24 protein-coding genes are annotated in these 24166 nt (G+C 71.8%); 5 read left to right on the top strand and 19 right to left on the bottom strand.

Annotated features, from left to right (window positions below):
• Nucleotide 1: 1 nt before the first annotated feature.
• Nucleotides 2-253 (bottom strand): hypothetical protein, encoded by a 252-nt coding sequence (locus LX88_RS23455; protein ID WP_258949955.1) that lies wholly within the window; start codon nucleotides 251-253, stop codon nucleotides 2-4.
• Nucleotides 254-283: 30 nt separating this feature from the next.
• Complete coding sequence (locus LX88_RS23450; protein WP_307790889.1) at nucleotides 284-1183, bottom strand: SDR family oxidoreductase; 900 nt, start codon at nucleotides 1181-1183, stop codon at nucleotides 284-286.
• Between the two features lie 143 nt (nucleotides 1184-1326).
• Here LX88_RS23450 and LX88_RS23445 point away from each other — a divergent pair, with 143 nt between their 5' ends.
• From LX88_RS23445 to LX88_RS23425, 5 genes are all read left to right on the top strand, one after another.
• A complete protein-coding gene (locus tag LX88_RS23445; RefSeq protein WP_258949954.1) occupies nucleotides 1327-2874 on the top strand; it encodes a PucR family transcriptional regulator in 1548 nt (515 codons plus the stop codon).
• 84 nt (nucleotides 2875-2958) lie between these two features.
• On the top strand, nucleotides 2959-4206 hold the full coding sequence (locus tag LX88_RS23440) for an NAD(P)/FAD-dependent oxidoreductase (RefSeq protein WP_258949953.1): 1248 nt from the start codon (nucleotides 2959-2961) through the stop codon (nucleotides 4204-4206).
• Nucleotides 4207-4213: 7 nt separating this feature from the next.
• Complete coding sequence (locus LX88_RS23435) at nucleotides 4214-4390, top strand: hypothetical protein (RefSeq protein ID WP_258949952.1); 177 nt, start codon at nucleotides 4214-4216, stop codon at nucleotides 4388-4390.
• Between the two features lie 113 nt (nucleotides 4391-4503).
• Nucleotides 4504-4956 (top strand): GreA/GreB family elongation factor, encoded by a 453-nt coding sequence (locus tag LX88_RS23430; RefSeq protein ID WP_258949951.1) that lies wholly within the window; start codon nucleotides 4504-4506, stop codon nucleotides 4954-4956.
• 27 nt (nucleotides 4957-4983) lie between these two features.
• Complete coding sequence (locus LX88_RS23425; protein ID WP_258949950.1) at nucleotides 4984-5271, top strand: DUF3040 domain-containing protein; 288 nt, start codon at nucleotides 4984-4986, stop codon at nucleotides 5269-5271.
• Nucleotides 5272-5338: 67 nt separating this feature from the next.
• On the opposite strand, the gene LX88_RS23420 is transcribed toward LX88_RS23425, so the two are convergent.
• The 17 genes from LX88_RS23420 to LX88_RS23340 all read right to left on the bottom strand — a co-directional run bounded on the left by LX88_RS23420 (nucleotide 5339) and on the right by LX88_RS23340 (nucleotide 24113).
• Nucleotides 5339-5905 carry a GNAT family N-acetyltransferase gene (locus tag LX88_RS23420; protein ID WP_258949949.1) on the bottom strand — a complete coding sequence of 189 codons (567 nt, stop codon included), beginning with the start codon at nucleotides 5903-5905 and terminating at the stop codon, nucleotides 5339-5341.
• The gene (locus LX88_RS23415; protein ID WP_258949948.1) at nucleotides 5902-7320 is read right to left on the bottom strand and encodes an ABC transporter ATP-binding protein; all 1419 of its coding nucleotides are present in this window, start codon (nucleotides 7318-7320) and stop codon (nucleotides 5902-5904) included. The genes LX88_RS23420 and LX88_RS23415 overlap by 4 nt, the downstream gene beginning before the upstream one ends.
• Nucleotides 7317-8090, bottom strand: a complete 774-nt coding sequence (locus tag LX88_RS23410) for an ABC transporter permease (RefSeq protein WP_258949947.1) — start codon at nucleotides 8088-8090, stop codon at nucleotides 7317-7319. Before LX88_RS23410 ends, LX88_RS23415 begins: the two co-directional genes overlap by 4 nt.
• On the bottom strand, nucleotides 8087-9031 hold the full coding sequence (locus LX88_RS23405; protein WP_258949946.1) for an ABC transporter permease: 945 nt from the start codon (nucleotides 9029-9031) through the stop codon (nucleotides 8087-8089). Before LX88_RS23405 ends, LX88_RS23410 begins: the two co-directional genes overlap by 4 nt.
• Entirely contained in the window at nucleotides 9028-10557 is a 1530-nt protein-coding gene (locus tag LX88_RS23400; protein WP_258949945.1) for an ABC transporter substrate-binding protein, read from the bottom strand. Before LX88_RS23400 ends, LX88_RS23405 begins: the two co-directional genes overlap by 4 nt.
• Before the next feature lie 11 nt (nucleotides 10558-10568).
• Nucleotides 10569-11354 carry a class I SAM-dependent methyltransferase gene (locus LX88_RS23395; protein ID WP_258949944.1) on the bottom strand — a complete coding sequence of 262 codons (786 nt, stop codon included), beginning with the start codon at nucleotides 11352-11354 and terminating at the stop codon, nucleotides 10569-10571.
• Nucleotides 11351-12523 (bottom strand): MFS transporter, encoded by a 1173-nt coding sequence (locus LX88_RS23390; RefSeq protein WP_258949943.1) that lies wholly within the window; start codon nucleotides 12521-12523, stop codon nucleotides 11351-11353. The genes LX88_RS23395 and LX88_RS23390 overlap by 4 nt, the downstream gene beginning before the upstream one ends.
• The gene (locus LX88_RS23385) at nucleotides 12520-13548 is read right to left on the bottom strand and encodes a dipeptide epimerase (RefSeq protein WP_258949942.1); all 1029 of its coding nucleotides are present in this window, start codon (nucleotides 13546-13548) and stop codon (nucleotides 12520-12522) included. The genes LX88_RS23390 and LX88_RS23385 overlap by 4 nt, the downstream gene beginning before the upstream one ends.
• Nucleotides 13545-14600 carry a PLP-dependent cysteine synthase family protein gene (locus tag LX88_RS23380; RefSeq protein WP_258949941.1) on the bottom strand — a complete coding sequence of 352 codons (1056 nt, stop codon included), beginning with the start codon at nucleotides 14598-14600 and terminating at the stop codon, nucleotides 13545-13547. The genes LX88_RS23385 and LX88_RS23380 overlap by 4 nt, the downstream gene beginning before the upstream one ends.
• Entirely contained in the window at nucleotides 14597-15391 is a 795-nt protein-coding gene (locus tag LX88_RS23375; RefSeq protein WP_258949940.1) for a Rossmann-like domain-containing protein, read from the bottom strand. The genes LX88_RS23380 and LX88_RS23375 overlap by 4 nt, the downstream gene beginning before the upstream one ends.
• Nucleotides 15388-16638, bottom strand: coding sequence for an ATP-grasp domain-containing protein (locus LX88_RS23370; protein WP_258949939.1), 1251 nt, complete (start codon nucleotides 16636-16638; stop codon nucleotides 15388-15390). The genes LX88_RS23375 and LX88_RS23370 overlap by 4 nt, the downstream gene beginning before the upstream one ends.
• 182 nt (nucleotides 16639-16820) lie before the next feature.
• Nucleotides 16821-18407, bottom strand: coding sequence for a glycoside hydrolase family 64 protein (locus LX88_RS23365; RefSeq protein ID WP_258949938.1), 1587 nt, complete (start codon nucleotides 18405-18407; stop codon nucleotides 16821-16823).
• Nucleotides 18408-18596: 189 nt separating this feature from the next.
• Nucleotides 18597-19742, bottom strand: coding sequence for a hypothetical protein (locus LX88_RS23360; protein WP_258949937.1), 1146 nt, complete (start codon nucleotides 19740-19742; stop codon nucleotides 18597-18599).
• Between the two features lie 45 nt (nucleotides 19743-19787).
• The gene (locus LX88_RS23355) at nucleotides 19788-20624 is read right to left on the bottom strand and encodes a GDSL-type esterase/lipase family protein (RefSeq protein WP_258949936.1); all 837 of its coding nucleotides are present in this window, start codon (nucleotides 20622-20624) and stop codon (nucleotides 19788-19790) included.
• 43 nt (nucleotides 20625-20667) lie between these two features.
• Entirely contained in the window at nucleotides 20668-21477 is an 810-nt protein-coding gene (locus LX88_RS23350; RefSeq protein WP_258949935.1) for a rhamnogalacturonan acetylesterase, read from the bottom strand.
• A gap of 183 nt (nucleotides 21478-21660) precedes the next feature.
• A complete protein-coding gene (locus LX88_RS23345; protein WP_258949934.1) occupies nucleotides 21661-23130 on the bottom strand; it encodes a family 43 glycosylhydrolase in 1470 nt (489 codons plus the stop codon).
• An 11-nt stretch (nucleotides 23131-23141) separates the two neighbouring features.
• Nucleotides 23142-24113 carry an arabinan endo-1,5-alpha-L-arabinosidase gene (locus LX88_RS23340; RefSeq protein WP_258949933.1) on the bottom strand — a complete coding sequence of 324 codons (972 nt, stop codon included), beginning with the start codon at nucleotides 24111-24113 and terminating at the stop codon, nucleotides 23142-23144.
• Between the last annotated feature and the right edge of the window lie 53 nt (nucleotides 24114-24166).

Genomic DNA, 24166 nt, shown 5'->3' with positions numbered 1-24166 from the left:
GTCAGCCGCCCAGGTTGTCCACGGTGGAGCCGAGCGTCGCGGCGATCCACCTGAGCTCGGGTCCGCTGACATGAGGACCGGCGAAGCGGGAGCGGAGGTCCTCGCGCGTCGTCACCTGCAGCGCTCCGCGGAACTCGTCGGTGTCGAGGTCCCGCGCCGCCACCACCTCGGCCCTGCCCTCGACGAGCACGAGCGCGGCGTCGGGCAGGTCCGAGTCGAGCAACCGCCGCAGGTCGTCGTCGTTGATGGTCATCGCGCCTCCTCGGTGTCGGATGTGGGGTCGTCAGGTCAGCGGCTGGCCGCCGGTGACACCGAGCACCTCGCCGGTGACGTAGCTCGACTCCTGCGACGCGAAGAAGACGTACGCCGGTGCGAGTTCGGCCGGCTGCGCCGCGCGTCCCATGGGTGTCTGCTCGCCGAAGCTGCCGACCTTCTCGGCGGGCATGGTCGCGGGGATCAGCGGGGTCCACACGGGACCGGGCGCGACCGAGTTGACCCTGATGCCCTTGCCGATGAGGTCGGCCGACAGCGCCTTGGTGAAGTTGACGATGGCGGCCTTGGTGGCGGCGTAGTCCAGGAGCTCGGGGGAGGGCTGGAACGCCTGGATCGACGAGGTGTTGATGATGGTGGCGCCGGGGCGCATCAGCGGCACGGCGGCCTTGCACAGCCAGAACATCGCGTACACGTTGGTCTTGAGCACGCGGTCGAACTGGTCGGTCGTGATGCCGAGCAGGCCGTCGTCCTGCGCCATCTGGTAGGCCGCGTTGTTGACCAGGACGTCGATCCGCCCGAACTCCTGCTGCGCGCGCTCGGCGACGTGCCGGCAGGCCTCCTCGGTGCGCAGGTCGCCGGGGACCAGAACGGCCTGCCGACCGGCCTTCTCGACGAGTTCCGCGGTGCGTTCGGCGTCGGCCTGCTCCTCCTCGAGGTAGGACAGCAGCACGTCCGCCCCCTCGCGGGCGAACGCGAGCGCCACGGCGCGGCCGATGCCGGAGTCGCCACCGGTGATCACGGCCTTGCGGTCGGCCAGGCGCCCGCTGCCGCGATAGGTCAGCTCGCCGTGGTCCGGCTCCGGGTCCATGCCGCTGCCCGTGCCGGGATGTTCCTGCTCCTGCCCTTCCTGCCGTCCGGGACGCGGGTACTGGTCCCTCGGGTCCTGCTGCGCGTACTGGTCTTCCGGCATCTACAGCCACCTCGTCGACGATGGAATCTGGAACCGGGGTGTTCCCGTGGACGCGGCGTTCAATCCGGGGACCCCCGTCCGGAGGTGTTGCCCACCGCCCCGGCATCTACGGTGGCGGCAGCGCTGGGACAGGGAGCTTGCTGATGGTGAGGCTGGACCGTCTGGTCAACGTGCTGGGCGGGTACGGCGTCCGGTTGTGCTGCTGTCCGGTGCCGCGGTCGGCCGAGCTGCGCGGTGTGGTGCTGCGCGACGCCGCGGACGACCGTGCCGAAGTGGGCGACGTGTACCTCGCCGTGGGCGCCGGGCCGGTGGCCGAGGCGGTGCGTGCGGCGGTGGCGGCGCGTGCCGTCGTCGTGCTCGTCCGCGGTGGTGAGGAACTCCTGGCGGACGCCGTCGCGCTGGGAGAGGCCGAGGGCGTCGCGGTGATGCTGGCGGATCCGGCCCTGTCGTGGAGCCAGCTGGCGGGGGTCGTCTACGGCCTGGTGCTCGAGGGGCGGGAGACCGAGTCGGGGCGCGGTCCCACGGACCTGTTCGCCCTGGCCGACAGCCTCGCCGCCGCGACCGGTGGTGCCGTGACCATCGAGGACCCGCTGTCGCGCGTGCTGGCCTACTCGGGCCCGCAGGAGGAGGCCGACGCGGCGAGGCTCGAAACGATCATGGGACGGCAGGTGCCCGCGTGGGTGCGGGAGTTGTTCGACGCGGCGGGTGTGCGGGCGCACCTGCTGGCGTCCGACGAGCCGCTCTTCGTCGCCGGGGAACCCGCGCGCGGCCTGACCGGGCGGATGGTGGTCGCGATCCGGGTGGGCCGGGAGCTGCTGGGGGCGGTCTGGGTGGCGTGCCCGGCACCTCTGGAGGGTGCCCGGCGCACCGCGTTGACCGATGGCGCCCGGATCGTGGCGTTGCACCTGCTGCGGCTGCGGGCCAGCGCCGACCTGGAACGCCAGGTGGAGTCCGAGTGGGTGATCCGGCTGCTGGAGGGCACGGCCGACGCCGCGACGGTGATCAGCCAGCTCGGGTTGCCGCCGGGGCCTGCCAGGGTGGTGGCGGTGCGCGCGCACGTCGGAGATGAGCGGCACGCGGCCGTGTTGCTGGCCTTCGAACAGGCGACCACCGGATTCGGCTGGTCCCGGCCCGGGCGCAGTGCGCTGGCGGGCAACAGCATCTACACGGTCCTGCCGGGCGAGCGGGTCGGCGCGGCGCGGGGCTGGCTGGTGGCGCTGAGGGCGGCGCTGCCGGAGAACGTCACCATGTCGGCGGGGATCAGCGCGGTCGCCGAGCCTGAGGACCTGCCCGCGGCCCGGCAGGAGGCGGACGAGTGCCTGGCGTTGCACGAGATGCGGGCCGGGGACACGGCGCCGCCCGCCTACGACGAGTCGTGGGACGAGATCCTGCTGCAGCGTCTGCGCTCCGCCGCACGGGTCGGCCGGGCGTCCGCCCGCGGGCCGGTCGCCGACCTGCGCAAGCACGACGGCGAACACGGCACCGACTACGTCGCGACGTTGCGGGCCTGGCTCGAGGCGCAGGGCGATCTGGCCGCCGCCGGTGAACGCCTCGGCGTGCACGGCAACACCGTGCGCAACCGGCTGCGGAAGATGTCCGGCGTGACCAGCCTCGGCCTGGACGACCCCGCCAAACGCGTCGCGATGACGATCGACCTCGCGGCGACGGTGTCGGAAACCGACAATCGCTGACCGCTGATTGTAGGGATTGAACAACCGGTTCGGACGGTGTCCGCAGCATCCTGGAGTCGCGACGAGCGATGACAGGAGGCAGGGATGGAACGCCTTGACGGCGGTCCGCGTTCAGCGGTGGTGGTCGGTGCGGGTGTCGTGGGCCTGGCGGCGGCGTGGTTCCTCCAGGAACGCGGAGTCGAGGTCACGGTGGTCGACCGGACCGGGTTCGCGGCCGGCGCGTCCTGGGGCAACGCCGGGTGGATCGCGCCGGGGCTCGCCATCCCGCTGAACGAACCGGCGGTGCTGCGCTACGGACTGCGGTCCCTGTTCGACCCGGCCGCACCCCTGCACATCCCGCTGACCGCCGATCCGGGGCTGTGGTCGTTCCTGACGCGCTTCGCCGCCCACTGCCGCTGGTCGTCGTGGAGCAGGGTGGCGAAGGCGAACCTCCCCCTCAACGAGGAGAGCATCGAGGCCTACGACGTGCTGACCGCCAACGGCGTCGAGGCCCCCACCGTCGACGCCCCGTTCACCGCCGCCTTCACGTCCGCCCGGCAGGCACGGACGCTTCTGCGCGAACTGGAACGTCTTGCGGCGGCGGGACAACCGGTCGAGCACGTGGAACTGTCCACAGCGGACCTGCGGGATCAGGTTCCGCTGGCGTCGTCCGCGCTCGCGGCCGGTGTGCGCATCGACGGGCAGCGCTTCGTCGCGCCTGGCGAGTTCGTCCAGGCGCTGGGCCGCGCAGTGGTCGCCCGTGGCGCCACGATCCGCACTTCCGTGGTGGTCGGCGTCCGCGCGGACAACGCCGGAGTGGTCGTACGGGCGAAGGACGACGTGATCTCCGCCGACGCGGCGGTGGTGGCCACCGGCGCCTGGCTGCCGGGCCTCGCGGCACGAGCCGGCGTCCGCACCCCGGTCCGTGCCGGGCGCGGGTACTCGTTCACCGTGCCCGTGCGGAAGCCGGTCCACGGGCCGATCTACCTGCCGGAGGCGCGCGTGGCGTGCACGCCTTACCAGGGCGGGCTTCGAGTCGCCGGCACCATGGAGTTCCGCGACCCGGACGCGCCGCTGGACGAGGCACGGGTGGACGCGATCATCGCCTCCGTGCGGCCGTTGCTGGACGGGGTGCGGTGGGAGGACCGAACCGACGTCTGGGTGGGTTCCCGTCCGGTCACCCCGGACGGCCGCGCGCTCATCGGCGCGACCAGGATCCCAGGCGTGTACGTCGCCGGCGGGCACGGCATGTGGGGCCTGGCGCAGGGTCCCGTCACCGGGCGGTTGCTGGCGGAGCAGATCACCACCGGCAAGCAACCCGCCGCCCTGCGCGAGTTCGACCCGCTCAGGTGACCGCCCCGTGGAAACCGAGAACTCCGGACCACCGCTGACCGACGGCGAGCGAGCCGAACTGGCGTGGCTGCGCAAGGAGAACGACTTCCTCCGCGTCCAGCGCGACATCCTCATGAGCGTGGCCACCGGCTACGCCCACGACTTCGAAGCCGTGCTGCGCCGCGACGGCCGGCACCACCACTGACCTCTCTCCTGTCCGTGCGAGTCGCAGGCCGACGAACCCGGCTCAGACGGACGCCCCCGCCGTCAGGGCGGTACCCCCGCCCTGACGGCACTCACTCCAGCCCTGGAGGCATCATGACGAGCACCGCCCCACGCGTGTGGCTGTCACCGCAGGCACACCACCGGCTCCGCAACGAACTGACGACCCTGCTCGTACCGGCACGCGGCGACGACTCGGGTTTCGCCTCCCAGCGGGACCGGGAGACGCGAATCCGTCAGATCAACGACCTCCTCGACCACGCGATCGTGGGCGAGGACCCTCCGGACGACGGCGTCGCCGAACCCGGCATGGTGCTCACCGTCCGCTTCGACGACACCGGTGAGACCGAGACGTTCCTGCTCGGCGCACGCGGCGCCGAACACGGCACGATCGAGGTCTACTCCCCGGGCTCCCCGCTGGGAACGGCCGTGAACGGTGCCCGCCAAGGAGAGCAGCGCACCTACCGGACGCCCAGCGGCGCCACGGTTCGCGTCACGGTGCTGAACGCCGTGCCCTACGGGAGGGCGCGCGAGGAAAGTGCGCGGTGAGGCCCGTGCGGACCCAGGAGGTGCGCCGTGCTCAGTGACCGCGAACGCGAGGAGCTGTCCGAGATCGAACGCACCCTCTCCGACGAGGATCCGAAACTCGCCGAGGCCCTGGCCGGTGCTCCGTGGCCGTCGCGTGAACGCCACCACCACGTCTGCACGGTGCTCATGGTCGTCGCCGCGCTGCTGGCCGTGGTCGCGACGGTGCTCGGGCACATGACCGGTGCGATCGCGTGCGCGCTGGTGGCGGGGTGGACCTGGGGTGCCCGGCAACGCCGGACGATGCCCGGAGTCCACCGGAGCCAGGCGACCGACTGAGTCCTCCGCCCCGCGGTCGTGGGTGGAAACCCTTTCCTGCAAGCCGGTTCCCACCCACGACCGTCCGTCACTCCACGTGGGCGAGGACCGGGACGGGGATCTCGAAGTGCACGGTCTGGTTGCGGCTCGAGTCGCCGTCGCGGGCGTCGCACACCTCGACGGCGACCGAGCGCCAGAACGCCTCGGCGCCGGCGACGCGGGTGTCGGTGTGCAGGTAGATCTGGTCGTAGCCGGGGGTTTCCGCGATGAACCGGACCGCGGTGTCCACCAGTGCCCGCGCCAGTCCCCGGCGGCGGTGCTCCGCCCGCACGTACACCCGGAACAGCTGCGCCGTGGTGTCGCCGGAGTAGCGCTCGGCGATCCACGCCGGGTGGGGCGGGCTGGCCGGTCCCTGCGCTCGCACGGCCGTGGTGCCCACGACGTCGTCCCCGTCGACCGCGACGAACAGCGCGTGCCTGGGGGTGTCGAGGTAGGTGGCGGCCAGGTCGATCACGTCGCCGTGCCACTGGGGGCGGTAGCCGTGGCCGAACTCGCGGTAGAAGGTGTCCAGCATGACGCTGCGGGCTCCCGGGAGGTCGGCGTGGGTCGCCAACCGCACCTCATAAGAACCTGCTACCTGGTGGTGCTCGTTCACTTCATCCTCTCCTTCGCGCCGTCCAAAGTGGTGGCGACCGGACCGTGCGCGACGACGCGTCCTTCGTGGAGCACGGCTACCCGGTCGGCCAGCCGGGCCACGACGTCGAGGTCGTGGCTGATCAGCACGAGCGCGCACGGCACGCTCGCGAGCAGGTCGAGCAGCCCGGCGCGGGTCACCGCGTCCAGGCCCGAGGTGATCTCGTCGCACACGAGCACCTCCGGTTCGGCGAGCAGGGCGCGCACCAGCGCCGCTCGCTGCAGTTCGCCACCGGAGAGGCCGCGCGGCAGGCGCAGGACCGTCTCCTCGCCGAGACCGACGCGGGTCAGGGCGGCGAGCGCCGAGGTACGGGCTTCGGCGGGACGTGCACCGCGCAGCCGCACCGCCGTCCGGGCCACCTGGTCCAGCACCGGGCGGTGCTCGTCGAACGAGCCCCGCGCGTCCTGGAACACGTACTGCACGGCGGCCAACGCGGCCCGCGGCCGGCGGCGCAGCGACCGCGCGAGCGGCCGGTCGTGCAGCAGCACCTCGCCGGTGGCCTGCTGGTGCAGACCGGCGAGGCACCGGCCGAGGGTGGTCTTGCCGCTGCCGGAACGGCCGACGACCGCCAGGCGTTCGCCGACGTCCAGGTCCACGTCGTGCAGGACGGTGGCGTTGCGGTACCGGGCGGTCAGGCCGCGGACCCGCAGGCGTGGTGCCCGTTCGGGGACCTCGGCGGGAACTCGCGGCACGGCGTCGAGCAACGCGCGGGTGTAGTCCTCGCGCGGATTGGTCAGCAGCTCGGCAGCGGGCCCGGCCTCGACGACGCTTCCCGCGCGCAGCACCACGATCTCGTCCGCGAGCGCCCGCACCACCTCCACGTCGTGGGTCAGCAGCACCAATGCCACGCCCTGCGCGACGACGGCGGCGAGCTCCTCCACGACCTCGGCGCGGGTCAGGGCGTCCTGGCCCGTGGTGGGCTCGTCGGCCACCAGCACGGCGGGGTCGCCGATCAGCGCCTGGGCGAGCACGATCCGTTGCTGCTGGCCGCCGGAGAGCTGGTGCGGGTAGCGGTGCAGCAGGCCGGCCGGAACCCGTGCCCGGCGCAGGGCCGTGGCCACGAGATCGCCGGGCTCACCGCCGTGCAGCGCGGCGACCTCGCGGAACACGGAACCCAAGCGGCGCACCGGGTTGAGCGCGGACGCCGGCTGCTGGGGGACGAACCCGACGCGTCCGCGCACCTCGACGTGCCCGCTGACCGACACGCCGGGGGAGTGTTCGCCGAGCAGGGCGAGACCGGTGGTGGTCTTGCCGCTGCCCGAGGCGCCGACCAGGGCCAGGACCCGCCCCGCGGACAGGGCGAAGCTGACGCCGCCGAGCAGCACGGTCCCGCCCGCCTCGGCACGCAGGTCCTCCACGTGCACGACCGGGGTCATGTCCGCACCTTCCGCAACGCGCGGTCGAACACCAGGTTCAACCCGATGGACAGGGAGATGATCAGCAGTGCGGGCACCACCACGGCCCACGGCTGCAGGAACAACCCGCCGCGGTTGCGGTCCACCATCACGGCCCAGTCCGCGGCACCGGGCGGCACGCCGACACCGAGGAAACTGGCCGATGCCACCAGGTAGAGCGCCGCGGTGAGCCGGACGCCGAGATCAGCGGCGAGCGTGCGCAGCATCGACCGTCCGGTGTAGACGATCGACGTCTGCCACCACGACTCGCCCTGCATGCGCATCGCCTCCAGCGCCGGGCGTCCGGCGATCTCCAGCGCCGTCGCACGGGACAGGCGGGCGACGTCCGGGAAGTTGACGAGCGTGACGATGCCGACGAGCACCACGAGCCCTTGCCCGGTGATGGCGGCCACGAGGATCAGCACCAGCAGCGACGGCACCGCCAGCAGCACGTCGAGCGGCCTCATCAGCAGCTCGTCGACCAGCCGCAGCCGCGCGGTGGCGGCCACCACGCCGTAGGGGACCCCGACCAGGTAGGAGAAGGCGGTGGCGAGCAACGCCACCAGCACGACCGTCTGGCCGCCGGCGAGCACCTGGTGCCAGGTGTCCCGGCCGACGAAGTCGGTGCCCAGCAGGCCCACCGGCATGAAAGGCGCGCTGCGGGTCACGTCCTCCGGCACGAACAACGGGCCGAGCAGCGCCAGCGCCAGCGGCACCGCGATCAGCACCCCGCCGATGCCCGCCCGCTTCACGCGATCACCTCCGCACGCGGCGCCAGCCGGAACGCCACCAGGTCGGCCAGCAGGTTCACGGCCACGGTGGTGACGGCGAAGACCACGGCCAGGCCCTGCACCACCGGCAGGTCGCGGGCGGCCACCGAGTCCACCAAGACCGTTCCGAGGCCGGGGATCACGAACACCGCCTCGACGACGATCACACCGCCCAGCAACCAGTCCGTGGTGCGCGCGACCTGTTGCACGGCCGGTGCCAGGGCGTTCGGCAACGCGTGGGCGAACCGCACCCGCGTCTCGCCGATCCCGAGGCGGCGGGCGTGGCGCACGTAGTCCGACTCCAGCGCGTCCACCATGCCCGCGCGCACCAGGCGGCTGATCGAGCAGATCGGCCGCGCCAGCAGCACCACCAGCGGCAGTACCAGCACCGCGGGCTCGGCGAGCACGTCCGCGCCGACCGCCGTCGGCGGCAGCCAGGCCAGCTGCACGCCGAACACCGCGATCAGCACCACGGCCAGCGCGAACTCGGGAATCGAGTGCAGCGCCACGCTGACCGACGTCAGCGCCCGGTCCAGCAGGCTGCCCTCGCGCAACGCGGCCAGCACCCCGACCAGCACCGAGATCGGCAGCAACAGCACCAGCGTCAGCACCGCCAGCACGACGGTCGGGCCGATCCCCGCGAACAGGAACTGCGCGACCGGCCGGCCCGACACCAGCGACTCGCCGAAGTCCAGCCGGGGCAACCCGGCCAGCCACTGCGCGAACCGCTCGGCCGCGGGCAGGTCGAGGCGCATGGCCGCGCGGATCTGGGCGATCCGCGCGGGGTCCGGGTTGTCGCCGGCCAGGGCCACCGCCGCGTCTCCCGGCAGTGCCTCGACCAGGAAGAACACGAGGGTGACCACGGCGAGCACCTGCACCAGCCCGAGTGCGGCCCGGCGGGCCGCGTAGGACGCGAGGTTCACCCCACCCACACCTTGTCGAAGCGGGCCCAGTCGAGCGTGTTGGCCGGCGCGGTGGAGATGCCGCCGACGTTCGGCTTCGCGCCCACGATCCAGTCCGCGAAGCCCCACATCAGGTAGCCGCCGTCGGTGTGCAGCAGGCGCTGCATCTCCTGATAGGCCTGGGTGCGTGCACTCTGGTCCGAAGTGGACACCGCCTTCTCGTACAGCGCGTCGAACTCCGGCCGTGCCCACTTGGTGACGTTGGTGCCCGCCCCGCTGAGCAGGCGCTGCGCGATGTGGGTCTCGATGGGCATGGCGCCGGAGCGGAAACTCGACAGCGAACCGTTCTTGAGGGTGTCGGCCCAGTAGGTGTCCTTGTTGCCCTGGACGACCTCGATCGTCAGACCGGACCCCTTGGCCTGGTCGGCGAACACCGTGGCGGCCTCGACCATGCCGGCCGCGGCGGTGGACGTGTCGAGCTTGACCACCAGGCCCTCGGCACCGGCCTTGCGGATGAGGAACTTCGCCTTGTCCACGTCGCGCTCGCGCTGGGGGAGATCACCGGCGTAGTGCTGGTAGCCCTTGCCGAACAGGTCGTTGCCGACCTGGCCGCTGCCCGCGAGCACCGACTCCACCAGCTGCGGCCGGTCGGCGAGCAGGAACAGTGCCTCCCGCAGGTCGCGGTTGTCGAACGGCGCCCGGTCCAGCTTCATGGCGAACGCCTGCACGGCGCTGTTGGGCGCGCGGTGGATCGTCATCCGGTCGCTGGACGCGTGGCTGCGCGCGGTGGTCGGGGTCAGGTCGTGCGCGTACTCGACCTGACCGCCCAGCAGGGCGTTGGTGCGCGCCGACTCCTCGTTGGCGATCACGAACTCCAGCTCTTCCAGCAGCGGAGCACCCTCCCAGTACTCGGGGTTGCGCTGGAGCAGCACGGACCTGCCCGGCTCGAACGACACGAAGCTGAACGCCCCCGACCCGACCGGCTTCGTGAAGTCCTCGGCGCCCTCGGGAACGATGTACGCGCCGAACGCCGCCAGGGCGTTGGGGAACTCGACGAACGGCCGCTTCAGCGCGAACTCCACCGTGCGGTCGTCGACTGCGCGGCTGTTGGGCAGGTCGATCAGCGCCAGGCTCGACTTGGCGCGGAACGCGCGGTTCGGGTCGAGGATGCGCGCGTAGCTCGCGAGCACGTCCTGGGCTCGCACCGGTCTGCCGTCGTGGAACACGGCCTTGCGCAACGTGATCCGCCAGCGCGTCAGGTCCGTGCTCGGCTCCCACTTCTCCGCCAGGCGGGGCTGCGGTGCCACGTCGCCGCCGAGGTCCGCGAGCTTGTCGAACATCGCCTTGGACCGCGCGGCTTCGACGAACAGGTTGGCCAGGTGCGGGTCGAGCACCTCCTTGGCGCCACCACCGGCGAACGCGGCGCGGAGCCGTCCGCCCGCGCGGGGCGCGGAGGAGGCCGACGTGGCGCTGGTGCCGCACCCGGCGAGGGTGACGACCGCGAGGCCGGAGGTGAGGCCGAGGAAACCGCGGCGGTTCAGGGACATGCTGGTTCCTTTCACTGGCACCCGCTTCGGCGGAGGCGGGCCACGACGTGGAGGCGGTCGCCGGACAGCACGCCGCTGAGCGGAGCGTCGGCGGACCAGGGCTGGTCGGTGCGGGGGCCGGGCGAGTCGAACAGGGCGAGGACGTCGAACCCGGCGAGGTCGAGCAGGTGGCGCAGCTCCTGGGGGAACAGCAGCCGCCACGCCGACCGCTGCACGAGCGGTTCGGTGCGCCCGGCCCACTCCCAGGTGCGGCGGCGGCGCAGCAGCTGGTCGGCGTGGTCGATCCACAGCTCGGTGTGCGAGGTGTACTCGGTGCCCCGCCACGTCACCGAACGGGTGCGCACGCCGTCCAGGAGTTCGTTGTTGCCGAGGAAGAACGCACCGTTGCGCATCTCCGCGACGAGCAGACCGCCGGGCACCAGGTGCTCCCGGCAGCGGCCCAGGAAGGCTTCGAGGTCGGCGTTGGTGTGGCAGTACAGCATCGCACTGTCCAAACAGGTCACGACGTCGAAACGACGGTCCAGGCCGAACGTGCGCATGTCGGCCAGCGCCACGTCGACCGCCGGGTGGTGCTCGCGGACGTGCGCGAGCATGTTCTCCGAGCTGTCCACCCCGGCGACGCGGTAACCGTTGCGGGACAACCAGCCCGCGTCACGGCCGGTGCCGCAGCCGACGTCGAGCAGGTCCCGCCCGCCGCCGAACCGGGTCACCACGTCGTGCACGAACCGGGCCGCGACGTGCCCGGGGTCGGGGAACTGGTGCTCGTAGAGCTCGGGGTTGTCGGTCAGCAGGTTCATCGGGCGGCCTCCGGCTGTGACGGCGTCAGCGCGCCGCGGCGGTGCAGCAGGGCCACGCCCACGGCACTGGTGAGTCCGATCGCCACGCACACCAGCGACGCGAGCCGGTCACCGAACCCGCTGACCCACCCGATCGCGGTGTTGCCCGCGGCGGCGGCCAGCCCGGACCCGAGGTAGAACACGCCGAACTGGGTGCCCGCCAGGCTTTGCGGGCCGAACGAGGGGATCAGGTCGTAGACCAGGGGATTCGCGATCATCACGCCGACTGCCAGCGCGAGCGTGGCCACCAGCACCGGCACGAGCCCGGACCACAGCGCGGGGACGGCGAAGCCCGCGCCCATGACGGCCAAACCCACTGCGATCACCGGCCCGTGCGCCCGGTTCGACAGCAGGCGCGTGATGCGGACCTGGAACAGCAGCGTGGCGACCGTGGACACGACGAACAGCGCGGCGACGACGCCCGCCGACCCGGTGGCCTCCTGCGCCTGGATCGGCAGCAGCAGGTAGAGCTGGTTCTGCAGGGCGAACATGCCGCTCAGCACGCAGGTGAACGCCACGAACCGCCGGTTCGCCAGGCACTCGCGCCAGTCGCCGAGCACCGTCCCGCCCTTGCGGGTGGCCGCTCGTGCGGGCAGCACGAGGGCCTGCGCGACGGTCAGCGCCGCGAAGATCCCGGCCGCCACCACCGCGGAGACCCGGAAGTCCCACAGCAGCAGCACACTGCCCAGCACCGGACCGAACAACGCGCCCGCCTGGGCGTAGACGTTGAACCGGGCGAACGCCTCCGTCCGCGCCTCTCCCGCCTCCAGCGCGATGTAGGCCCGCACCGCCGGGTTGAACAGCGCCCCGGCCAGGCCGCTGAGCACCGACGCGGCCAGCACCACCGCGAGCGAGTCCCCGATCGCGAACAGCCCGAACCCGGCCGCGCGCAGGGCACAACCGGCGAGGATGACGGTCCGCGGCCCGAGCCGGTCCGACGCGGTGCCACCCAGGAGGAACAGGCTCTGCTGGCTCAGCGTCCGCACACCGAGCACCACGCCGATCACCGCGGCGGACATGCCCAGGCCGCCCAGGTGCACGGCGAGGTAGGGGATGAGCATGTAGAAGCCGGTGTTCACGGCGAACTGGTTGAGCAGCAGCAGCCGGACCGGCAGCGCGAGCCGGCTCATCGCCGCACCACACCCAGGCCCGGCACCCCGGACAACCGCAGGGTGCCGTCCTCGCCGCTGATGCCCGACCACGGGTCGTGAGCCAGCAGGAGGTGCCCGTCCAGGTCGGCCCAGCGGGCGTGCCCGGCGAGGTGGACCGCGGGCGCGATGCCGAGCGAACTGGCCACCAGGCAACCGAGCATCACGTCCAGTCCGCTCTCACGGGCGGCGGAGATGATCTCCAGCGCCGGGCGCAGACCACCGCACTTGGCGAGCTTGACGTTGACGCCGTCCACCGCGCCCGCGAGCCTGCGCACGTCGGCGACCGTGGCGGCGTCCTCGTCGGCGACCAGCGGCGCCGGGCAGCGCTCCCGGACCCACGCCAGCGCGTCCGGGTCGCCGGGCGGGATCGGCTGCTCGACCGCGTCGAGCACGACACCGGCGGCGGTGATCCGCTCCACGAGACGAACCGTCTCGTCTCGGCTCCAGCCGCCGTTGGGGTCGAGCACCAGCCGGGCGTCCGGCGCGGCGGCGCGGATGGCGGCCACGGCGGCGACGTCCCGTTCCGGATCGGCGCCGGCCTTGACCTTGAGCACGGAGAACCCGCGCCCCGTCAGCGCGGCGGCCCGGACCGCGGCGTCCTCGGGTGTGGTGATGCCGATGGTGTAGGCGGTCGGGGTGTCGTGCCATTGCGGGACGCCGACGAGCGCGTGCACCGGCACGGCATCGCGCAGGCCAAGCAGGTCGTGCAAGGCCGCGTCGACCGCAGCCCGCACACCTTCCGGGATCGTGATGTCGGCGTGCAGGGTGTCGAGCGCGGTCTCCGGCGAGTCCGCGTCGGCGAGGACAGGCCGCAGCCGGCTCAACAGCGACGTGATCGCTTCCACATCGAGCCGGTAGTAGGTGCTGGTCACCACTTCGCCGTGGCCTTGTGAACCGTCGTGCGTCACGACCACCCGCACGGCGTCCCGCCGGGACATCACCGACCGGGAGATCCGCAGCGGCGTGTCCAGGTCGAGGCCGTAGACCTCGTGATCGATCTTCATGCGAGCACCGCCGCAGGCGCGACGACCGACCGGCAGCGCGTCCAGCCCGTCGCCTCGACGCCGTGCGGGTCGCCGATCTCCACCGGCCGGTCCGCTGCCGGCCCCAGCAGGCCGCGGGCCTGGCAGAAGTCGTCGTCGAAGATCGTGCCGAGGTAGCGGTGCGGGCCGTCGGGGAAGACGGTCGCCACCACCGCTCCCGGCTCGACCCTGGCCACCCAGGCGGCGACCAGCGCGACGGCCCCGCTGCTCCAGCCACCGGTGACGAAGGCGTCCCTGGCGAGCCTGCGGCAGGCGTCCACCACCTCGACCGGGCCCAGCCAGTGCACCTCGTCGAACTCGGCGTAGGCGACGTTGCGGGGGTGGATGCTGCTGCCCAGCCCGCGCATCACCCTGGGCCGCGCGGGCTGCCCGAAGATCGTGGAACCGACGGCGTCGACGCCGATCAGCCGGACTCCGGGCCAGTACCGGCGCAGCTCCCTGGCGACCCCGGCGCTGTGCCCTCCGGTGCCCACGCTGCACACCAGCACATCGACGGGGTCCAGCTGCTCCACCAGTTCCCTGGCCAGCTCCGCGTACCCGCCGGGGTTGTCCGGGTTGTTGTACTGGTCGGGCCAGTAGACGTCGGGGTACTCGCGCAGCACGGCTTGGAGGCGGTCCAATCGTGCCTGCTGCCATCCGCCGATCGGGTGTGGCCGGTCGACCACCTCCAGCCGGGCCCCGTGCGCGCGCAGCAGGGCGCGCATCGACGGCTCCAGCTCGCTGTCCACGACCAGGGCCACCGGGTGCCCGAACGCCTGGCAGGCGAAGGCGAGACCGAGACCGAGCGTGCCGCTGGTCGACTCCACGACCACCGCGCCGGGCCGCAACTCGCCGCGTTCACGGGCGGCACGCAGCATGGACACGGCGCCTCGCGCCTTCATGCCGCCGGCGCTCAGGCACTCGAGCTTTGCCCAGAACCCGCCGTGCCGGTGCGGCAGTGGTGCGTCGATGCGGGCGACCGGGCTCCGGCCGAGCAGACCGAGCAGGTGCCGGTTCTGGCGCGGGATCGTCACGACGGGCGCTCCGTGTAGTGGTGGATCGTCGTGGGACCGCCGTCGAGCCAGAAGAACGGGTACGGCTCGGCCGACACGGCGCGGACCCCGTGCCCGATGAACCACGGCAGGATCGCGCTCGCCGTCTGCGCGAACAGGACCACCGGCTTGCCCGCGCCGGAGGCTCGGCGCAGCAGCGGTTCGAACGTGTCGTTGCCGACCGTCATCCCCGAGGCCAGCACGAGATCGCAACTGTCGAGCGCGCTCTCCGCGTCCGTGGCGATCGGCTCGTCCCACTCGGTGTGGCCGCCCTTGAGATCGCACGGCACGTAGGTCGCGCCTCGCTCTCGCAGGTGGTGCAGCAGCGAGTTGACGACCCCGACCACCAGCACCCGGTCGCCCGGCGCGGGGTCGAGCAGGTCCACCACGGCCTGCGCCCGTGCCATGGACTTGGTCAGCGAGCTGCCGGAGCCGATGGTGACGGACTTGGTGGCGGACAGGTGGTGCGGGCGGACGTGCGCCAGGTACGCGTCGAGCGCGGCGGTGCGGATGGCCGGGTTCGGGTGGCCGAGCAGGTCGAGCACCGTCGCCCCGACGCAGGCGTGCACGTCGTCGTCGGCGATGTCCTCCACCGCGCAGGAACCGACCGCCTCCTCGACGCGCAGGCTGACCACGGTGTTGCGGTACGACTGCCCGCGCGTGGCGTGCCGGGCGCCCTGCCGGGTGGTGAACCCGACGGACACCGTGCACGCCGCCGGGTCGGAGCCCAGCCCGCCGCCCCGGACGAGCTCGACGAGGTCGGTGAGGGTCACGCGAGCTCCTCGGCGTAGTCGACGGACAGGCCGCTCACGAGCTGCTCTGCCCGCGCACGTGCGCCGAGGCCGGCCGGGTCGGTCACCACGACGTGGCCGAGGTAGCTGTTGTTGCTGGTCGGGTCGCCCGCCCGGTGGCCGGGCCGCTTGATCGACCAGTCCACGACGCCGGGCGCCGTGCCGAGCGCCTCGGCGCCGTGGACGGCGGCCACCAGCCCGGAGCGCCGGGGCAGGACGAAGGAGATCGCGGCGCTGCGCACACCGGTGTCCGCCGGGCGCGGGTCCGGTCGTTCACCGACGGCCAGCTGCGCGTACACGGCGGGCAGGTCGACACCGGTGACGCGGCGGACCAGCTCGGTGATCTGGTTGCCCGCGGGACGGGGGTTGACCTCGACGAGCTTCGGGCCGTCCTCGGTCAGCTTGATCTCGGTGTGCGCGACACCGCGGTCCAGGCCCAGCGCCTCGATCGCGGCGACGGCGACCGCCTCGGCCCCGGCGGTGGGCAGGTCGGCGGGGAACATGTGCCCGCTCTCCACGAACCACGGGTCACCCGCGACGCTCTTGTCGGTGACGCCGACGACGTGCGTCGTGCCGTCTGCCGTGACGGTCTCGACGCTCACCTCCGGCCCGGTGAGCAGCTCCTCCACCAGCACGGTCCGCACCCTGGGCTGGTTGCGGGCGTTGACCGGGAACGCCTCCATCGCGGCGAACGCCTCGCGCAGCTCCGACTCGTCGGCCACCTTGCGCACGTACATCCCGGCGCACAGGTCGACCGGCTTGACCACCAGCGGGTACCCCAGCTCCGCGGCCGCCTTGGCGAGCGCGGGCCAGTCCGCGGCGAGCGCGAAGCGGGGGCCGGGCACGCCGGCATCGCGCAGGGTGGTGCGGGTCAGGTCCTTGCGACACGCGCGTTCGACCGCGAGTGGATCAGGACCGGGCAGGCCCAGGTGCGCGGCGACCCGCGCGACGGCCGGGAGGTAGTAGTCGCAGGAGGAGATCACACCGTCGAAGCGCAGCACGGCGTGCAGCCGCTCGACGTGGCCGAGCAACGCCTCCACGTCGTTGGTCTCCGCGGTGAGCACGTTGTCCGCGGCCAGCAACGGGTGCGGGTGCGTGGGAGTGGCGCGCAGGTAGTGGTGCAGGTCGCGGGTCATGAAGGTGAAGCGGTGCCCTGACTCGTTGATCGCCCTGGGCAGCAGCGCGCTCATCGCACCGACCCAGCTCTCGATCATCAACAGGTGAGCCACGTGTCCTCCTCATCGGCCGCGAACCCCGCGGTGAATTGAGGAACATGGTAATCATTGTCGATCTGGCGCTCGTACCGCCTCCCGGGGAGGGGGTGATCGCGCCGGTAGAACGAGTGTTCGTCACCCAGGACGCGACAACGCCGGGGCGCACAGGCGCCCCGGCGTCGGTCGAGCGTCGAGCGTCAGCCGCGGTGCCACTTCTGGTTGGCACCGCCGACGCAGTCCCACATGTGCAGGACCGCGTCGTTGTCCGGGTTCCACTCCGCGATGTCCACGCACTTGTTGGCCTGCGGGTTCACCAGGTCACCCGCGCCGGACAGCACGAACTGCTGGGCCGGGTCGCCGGAGCAGGTCGAGAGCTGCACGGCCGCGCCGTTGGCCGTCGAACCCCACGCCACGTCCACGCACTTGTTGTTCTCGGTGCGCAGCGTGCCGCCTGCGAACTCGAACTTCTGGTTCGTGCCGCCCGTGCAGTTCCACACGATCAGGCGCTGGCCGTCGGCGAAGTTCCAGTTCGGCACGTCGATGCACTTGCCGTGCCAGTCGCTGACGATGCTGCTGACCGCGGGCGGGGGAGCGGACCCGCCGAACGGGGTGAGGATGATCCCGGCGGAGCGCGGGTCGCCGTCGTGCACCAGCGACTCCTGCGCCTGCACGTCGTCGAACGCGAACCCGTACGCCTTGCCGTCCACCATGTTCTGGTGCACCAGCCGGGAGTAGTGGTTGGTGATCGCGCCCTGGTAGAAGTCGGCGGGGCCACCGCCGGGCTGCACGTCGATGCGGCCGAGCGTGGTGCGGTGCAGGGCGGCGCACAGGGTGCGTGCGATCGGGCCGACCACCTGGTCGTTGGGTGCGTGCAGAGCGCCGTCGCAGCCCCACACGTTCGCCGTGGACGGCTTCGCGAACGACGCCACCTGCTGACCGGCGGAGTTCGTGAAGTTCATCGTGGTGCCCGACGTGCGGCCGAAGTACTTCACGTCCGGACGGTCACCGAACGGCTGCACGGTCAGCGTCTTGCCCGTGTACGCGTTCCACGCCTGGGTGATGTACGAGTCCAGGTAGTTGCGGTCGAAGTTGCCGACGTCGGCCGCCTTGCCCGGCGCGAGGACGCGCAGCACCGTGCCGTCCGGGCGGGACATGACCGACCCGCCCCAGCCCGCCTGGTTGCGGATGCCGTTGATGACGGCGTCCCGCCCGCCGGGCTTCAGCTCACCGGTCTTCTTCGTGGCGCCGCTCGCGCCCGTCACGGTCACTGCGTGCGGTACCGCGAACATGTCCACCTGCGAGCTGTTGAGCCACAGGCCGGCGTCGTTGTAGGTGAACTCGCTCCAGTCGAACAGGATGCCGCTGTTCGGGTCGCCGGAGGCCCACGGCGCCGGCTGCACCAGGCCGTCGGGCGTCAGGAAGAACTTGAGCTTCTCGCCGAACGACATGTAGACGCGGCCCGAGATGAACCGCGGCACGCGCAGCGTGGTGGTGCCGCCGGGACCGGGACCGGCGATGGACACGTCCGGCGCGGGCGTGGGCGGGTTGCCGCCCGGCGACCACGGCGTGAAGGCGCCAGCCTGGTTGACGTACCCGAGGCGCCCGTTGCGGATGTCGGTGCCGAGGACGTACAGGTGCACGGCCTCGGACCGGCCGCTGTTGTTGGTGACGTTCATCGGCAGCAGGTCAGGGCCGATCGCCTGTGCCGGGATGATCGCGGTAGCCACCGACGCGGTCGCCGCCAGTGCGGCGAGCGCGCTGAACCACTTCGTTCGAGTGCGCATCTGACTCCTTGTGCAGGGGTGCTCTGCCGGCAGGTCCCCCGACCGGCTTCAGGGCGGTCGGCGGCCTCCGGTCCGAGAAATGGTCCAGACCGGTTATGAGAGCGCTTCCATGGTCGGACGCAGATGCGAGCCCTGTCAATACCGGAGTGATCGTGCCGCCGGTCGGCGGCACGACTCACCCCGCCGCCGTCAAGCGCAGACGTTCGACGTGCTGTTGTTCAGCGTGAGGTTGCGGAACGTCGTGTTCGTCCCACAGGGACTCTCGCGCACCGACGAGTTCGTCACCGTCAGGTTCTGGACGGTGATGTCGCGGTTGTTCGGGAACTCCGAGCGCGCGGCCAGCCGGATCTCACCGCCCCCGGTCACCGTGCCGCTCTGCGCCGCGAGGGTCACGTTGGTGCAGTTCTCGACCAGGACCGCGTTGTTGCCGGTGTTCGCCAGGTCGATCCGGTCGATGACCAGCCCGCCGCTCTCGGACACGCAGAACACGCCGCGGCCGCCACCGCGGGCGCGGACCGTGCCGACCCGGATGTTCGTCGGGTAACCGGTGCCGATGCGGCCGTTGCGGTTGGCGGTGCGGAACGCCGCGTACCCGGTGCCCGCGCCCGCGTTCTCCGCGTCGACCGTGCCGACGGTGGCGTTGATGGTGTCGTTGAGCAACAGCCCGGACTCGCCGACGTTGCGAGCGGTCACCGTGCCGATCGTGAGGCCGTCCACGCCGTAGGTCTCGACGGCGTGGCTGCTCGCACCGGACGCGAAGACGGTGCCGATCCTGATGTTGCGGCTGCGCACGCTGGTGTTGCCGCGGTTGTCGATGCGCACGCCGAGCCCGCCGGACAGCCGCAGGTCGATCTGCCCGAGCACGACGTTGTCGACGTTGCGCAGGAAGATCCCGTACAGCGGGCGGCCCGTCACACTCAGGTTGCGCACCTCGACGTCGCGGGTGCCCCTGGAGTAGATCGGGGCCTGGTCGCCGGAACCGGTGCCGGTCACGTTGATCGTGCCGCAGACGTCGATGCCGGTGTAGCTGGGCAACGAGATCCGCGAGCCCGCGCCGACCGAACCGCTGCCGCGCACCACGACCCACTGCTTCGAGGTGCGTCCCCCGGTGAGGCTGTCGACGGCGGCCTGGACGGCGGACCGCATGTCGGAGCCGGTGTAGACGGTCCGGCTGCCGTTGCGGGAGGTCCACGTGCTGCCGCTGAGCACCGCCTCGGCGTTGAACGTCCCGTCACCGCAGGCCATGACCTGCGGCGCCGCGGTGGCCGGCGCGAGACCTCCGAGCACGGTCGCCACCGCCACGGCCGCGCCGACGCGCCACCTGGTCGAGAGCATGTGAGTTCTCCTTTCGGGTGTGTGCGGCGGCGGAGGTGTGAGGTCCTACCTGAGGTAGTTCGACAGCGGGATGCGCTGGTCGCGCAGGGCCTTGGCCACGACGGCGGCGATCTGCCCGGCTCCCGCGGCCTCGAAGTGCGTGTGGTCGTTGCAGAAGAAGGCGCCGACCGGGCCCAAGGTGTAGTCGCCGTCGTTGGGGCACAGCCTGAGCTGGTTGTAGAGCGTGTAGCTCAGCCTGTGCAGGTCGATGACGGTCACGCCGGCGGCCCTGGCCGCGTCGGCGGTCTCGGTGAGGAAGCCGCGGGTGCCGACGGCCGTGGAGCCGCTGCACCTGATCGCGGAGACCGGCGTGAGGAAGATCGGCGTGACGCCGCGGTCCTTGGCCGCCTTGGCCATCAGCCCGAGAAGTTCCTTGTAGCGGGCGCTTCCGACGTGCCGCGGGCAGTCGCGGCTGCCGTCGTTGATGCCGAACTGGACCATCAGGTAGTCACCGGCCCTCATGCCGGCGGCCGGGTCCAGCATGCTCAGCCAGCGCTGGTGGAACGTCCGCGGGCTGACCACGCACTCGCCCGCCGCGTCCTTGGTGCTCTGCACGTTGGACTCGTACAGCCACGTCTGGATGCTCCGCCCGGCCACGGCGCTGTTCACCACGGTCACGTCGCCGGTGAACAGCGGGTCGAACCGGTTGCCCCAGCCCACCGGGCAGCTCGTCCGTGGGTCCGCCATCGTCGAGTCGCCGGCGAGCCAGACCTTCACGGCCGCCGCGCCGGCCGCCGGTGTGCCAGCAGTGGCGCAAGCGGGTTCGGCTGCCGACGCGGGGCCGGCGGCGGTGAGCAGCGGCAGGACGACGAGCGCGGCCAGGGCCAGGGCGCGTTTGTTCACAGGGATCTCCAGACAGGCAGGGGTTGTCTGATGTGGACTTTCCTCAGGCCTCCGGCCAGACGATCGCGCCCGCCGGGACCTGGGCGGTGAGCCGGCGGAACGAGCCGGGCGGCAGGACGTGCTGGTCGCGCAGAGCGGTGGCGACCAGCCGGGCGACCTCGATCGCACCGGCGGCCTGGAAGTGCGTGTTGTCCTCGATCCCGTCCGGGTAGTTGGGCCACGGCCCGGCCGGCAGGTGCAGGAAGTACTTCTTCGTCCCCTCGACGCCCGTGCGGTTCCACAACGCCGTGCTGGACGCGGTGAGGTCGATCAGGGGCACGCCCTTGGCCGCCGCGAGCTCGCGCATCGCCGCCGGGTACGCGCCGTGGCTGGGGGCGGCGGTTCCCGTGCCGGTGAAGCGGCGTCGTTCGACGGACGTGACCAGCACCGGCTTCGCGCCCCTGGCCCGGCTCCGGTCGATGTACTGGGAGAGGTAGGACTTGTACGTCGTCGACGGCTCGGTGTAGCGGGCCGGGTCCTCCTTCTTCTGGTCGTTGTGCCCGAAGGAGATGAGCACGTGGTCGCCCCGCTTGACCCTGGACAGGAGGCGGTCGAGCCGGCCCAGGTCTGCGAAGCTCTTCGAGCTGGCCCCGGACAGCGCCTCGTTCGCCGTGAGCACGCCGTGGCCGAAGAACACCGGGAGTGCCTGGCCCCACCCGGCCCGGGGAGCCAGCGCCGAGGTGTAGGTGGAGGCGGTGGAGTCCCCCGCGACGTGGACGGTGACGGGTGTCGCCGCCGCGCCGGTTCCCGCGACCGCTGTGGAGAGCAGCGAGAAGGCGATGCCGAGAACGGCGGGCGTGCGCTTCAGGAGCATGGCGTCCCTTCGAGGCCGCAGCGTGGTAAGCGCTTTCCTGGACAGGTCGAAGTATGGCGCTCGGGGATCGGAAATTGCTAGAAGGTGCTAAAAATCCTGCGTTCGACCGTCGAATCGACTGCCGCGGATTCGCTCCGGCGGCAGTCGATCCGACCTCAGTGCGGTCCGAACAGGACGGTCGGGTCAGCCGATGGACTCGCCTGACGGCGCGGGGAGCTGGGCGCCGAGCGGGACCGGCGTGCCGAAGTTCGGGGTGCCGTCGGCGTTCCAGGTGAACTTCTGTGCGCGGGTGGAGCGTTCCATGCCACATCCGGCGGAGGCGCTCGTGTTGCCGTGGTAGACGATCCAGTCCTCGGTGCCGTCCGGCGACTTGAAGAACCCGTTGTGGGCGGGGCCGAACACCCCGTGGGCGTCGTTGCGCTGGAAGACCGGGTCGGGCGACTTGGTCCAGTGCGCGCGGTTGAGCGGGTCGGACCCGGTGAGGGTGAGCAGGCCGAGCTTGTAGTCGGGACCCCAGCAGGCGCTGGCCGAGTACACGATCATGGTGCGGCCGTTGCGGTACAGCGGTTCCGCGCCCTCGTTGACCGGCGCGGTCTGCCGTTCCCACGCCAGGGTGGGCTGCGAGATGGTGCGCCGCGCGCCGCTGATCGTGTACGGGTTGGACAGCGGGGTGATGGTCAGGCTCTGGGTGCCGTCCATCGCGCTGCCCATCAGGTACAGCTTCCCGTTGTGCTGCAGGACGCTCGGGTCGAGCTCCCACGTGCTGCCCAGGTCCGCCTTGAACGTGTACGGACCCATCGGGTCGGTGCCCGCGCTCTCCAGCACGTGCAGGCGCTGGGTGGGGTTGTAGTCGGGCACGTTCTGCCCGGCGACGTAGTACAGGTACCACCGGCCACCCAGGAGGTGGAACTCCGGTGCCCACATGTTGCAGCACCCGTTGGGGCGGCCGGACAGGTTGAACACCACGGTGTCCGCCGCGCTCGCCAGACCGGCCAGCGTGCGGGAACGGCGCATGGTGATCGTGGAGTTCCACGTCGTGGTGGCCAGGTGGTAGTAGCCGTTGTGGAACTGCAGCCACGGGTCGGGGCCGCTGGCCTTGATCGGGTTGGTGACGTTGCCCGGTGCGCCGATCCTCACCAGCCGCCACTGCTGGTTCGCGCCGCCGGTGTCGGGCCACTGGATCACCTGGGCGCCGTTGGCGGCGGAGAAGTCGAGGACGTCGACGGCCTTGCCGCTCGCGCGGCTGACCAGCCGGACGTGCCCGTCCGGCGAGTCGGCCAGGCGGAACTGCTGCCCGGTGCGGCCGGCGTCCGTCGTCTGCACGAGCCCGGCCCGGTCCGCGGTCGACGGGAAGTCCAGCACCTTGCCGCTGTGCCGGGACCTCACCCGGTAGTAGCCGCCGCCGGAGTCGACGAACTGCCACTGCTGCCAGGCGCCGTCGTTGCGCGCGTACTGCGAGATCCGGGCACCGTCCCCGGTGGCCAGGTCGTAGACGTCCAGTGCCTTGCCGCTGTTGCGGTTGACCAACGCGTACGACGCGTTGGTGTCCACGACCGCGGCGGACGCCACCGTCGGCACGGCGCTCGTTATGCCACTCAACAGGAGGACGGTGGCTGCCAGGACGGTGCCGCGTGAGCTGCTGATCGAGGTCAAGGGGGTTCTCCTCACCGCAGGAACGGCCAGCCGGCCGAGTCGTAGGCCAGCAGGTTGATGCCGAGCCGCGACGCGCCGGTGCCGGTGTAGTAGTGGTAGATCAGGACGTCACCGTCGACGTCGGCGAGAACGTCCTGGTGCCCCGGTCCGTGCACGCTGCCCTGCCCGGCCAGGACCTCCGTGCCGCCGCCGGAGTTCAGGGCGGTGCCGTCGCGGGCGACGTACGGGCCGGTGACGCTGGTGGAGCGGCCGGCCATCACCCGGTACGTGCTGGACGCGCCCCGGCAGCACAGGTCGAACGAGACGAAGAGGTAGTAGTAGCCGCCGCGTTTGACGATGTTCGGCGCCTCGACCGCCCCGCCGTTCCTGCCCGCGATGGAGCGGACTGTCGAGTCGGAACGCAGACCGGTGGCCGGGTTGAGCGCGACCATCTTGACGCCGGACCAGAACGAGCCGAAGCTCAGCCACCAGCGGCCCTGGTCGTCCACGACGAGGTCCGGGTCGATGGCGTTGAAGTTGTCCGACGTCCGGGACTCCACCACCAGGCCGCGGTGGGTCCACGTGCCGGAGTCGCCGCTCGGGCTGGTGGCGAGGAAGATCGCCGACCGGTTCGAGCCGAACGTCGAGGCCGAGTAGTAGAGCCAGTACAGTCCGTCGCGATAGGACACGTCCGGCGCCCAGAGGTTGCTGCTGCCACCGGTGTACGGGGTGGTCCACGACGCACCGCCGGGAAACGCCGAACCGGCGTTGCGGAACGCGGTCCGGTCGGCGGAGGTCTTCAGCGCGATGTTGTTACCGGTGTGCGCCACCAGGTAGCTGCCGTCGGGGCGTTTCACCGCACTCGGGTCGTGCACGCCGACGTCACCGGTGACATAACCCGGCAGGGGATAGGCCGACGCGTGCGGTGCCGTCGCGACGGTGGTGGTCAGGACCACCGCCGCGACCAGGGCGGCTTTGGCCAGTGCGTACTTCCTCAGATCCATGAGACACCTCGATCTCTGGGACGGAGTCGCGGCGGCGGTGGGTGGAACCGTTG

This window comes from Lentzea californiensis (assembly GCF_024648825.1).
Taxonomy (GTDB): Bacteria; Actinomycetota; Actinomycetes; order Mycobacteriales; family Pseudonocardiaceae; genus Lentzea; species Lentzea californiensis.
This window is presented reverse-complemented; position numbering and strand designations above follow the sequence as displayed.

Coding starts and splice junctions, on each gene's coding strand:
- LX88_RS23455 (WP_258949955.1), bottom strand. CDS start 253: ATGACCATCAACGACGACGACCTGCGGCGGTTGCTCGACTCGGACCTG.
- LX88_RS23450 (WP_307790889.1), bottom strand. CDS start 1,183: ATGCCGGAAGACCAGTACGCGCAGCAGGACCCGAGGGACCAGTACCCG.
- LX88_RS23445 (WP_258949954.1), top strand. CDS start 1,327: ATGGTGAGGCTGGACCGTCTGGTCAACGTGCTGGGCGGGTACGGCGTC.
- LX88_RS23440 (WP_258949953.1), top strand. CDS start 2,959: ATGGAACGCCTTGACGGCGGTCCGCGTTCAGCGGTGGTGGTCGGTGCG.
- LX88_RS23430 (WP_258949951.1), top strand. CDS start 4,504: ATGACGAGCACCGCCCCACGCGTGTGGCTGTCACCGCAGGCACACCAC.
- LX88_RS23415 (WP_258949948.1), bottom strand. CDS start 7,320: ATGACCCCGGTCGTGCACGTGGAGGACCTGCGTGCCGAGGCGGGCGGG.
- LX88_RS23400 (WP_258949945.1), bottom strand. CDS start 10,557: ATGTCCCTGAACCGCCGCGGTTTCCTCGGCCTCACCTCCGGCCTCGCG.
- LX88_RS23395 (WP_258949944.1), bottom strand. CDS start 11,354: ATGAACCTGCTGACCGACAACCCCGAGCTCTACGAGCACCAGTTCCCC.
- LX88_RS23390 (WP_258949943.1), bottom strand. CDS start 12,523: ATGAGCCGGCTCGCGCTGCCGGTCCGGCTGCTGCTGCTCAACCAGTTC.
- LX88_RS23385 (WP_258949942.1), bottom strand. CDS start 13,548: ATGAAGATCGATCACGAGGTCTACGGCCTCGACCTGGACACGCCGCTG.
- LX88_RS23365 (WP_258949938.1), bottom strand. CDS start 18,407: ATGCGCACTCGAACGAAGTGGTTCAGCGCGCTCGCCGCACTGGCGGCG.
- LX88_RS23360 (WP_258949937.1), bottom strand. CDS start 19,742: ATGCTCTCGACCAGGTGGCGCGTCGGCGCGGCCGTGGCGGTGGCGACC.
- LX88_RS23350 (WP_258949935.1), bottom strand. CDS start 21,477: ATGCTCCTGAAGCGCACGCCCGCCGTTCTCGGCATCGCCTTCTCGCTG.
- LX88_RS23340 (WP_258949933.1), bottom strand. CDS start 24,113: ATGGATCTGAGGAAGTACGCACTGGCCAAAGCCGCCCTGGTCGCGGCG.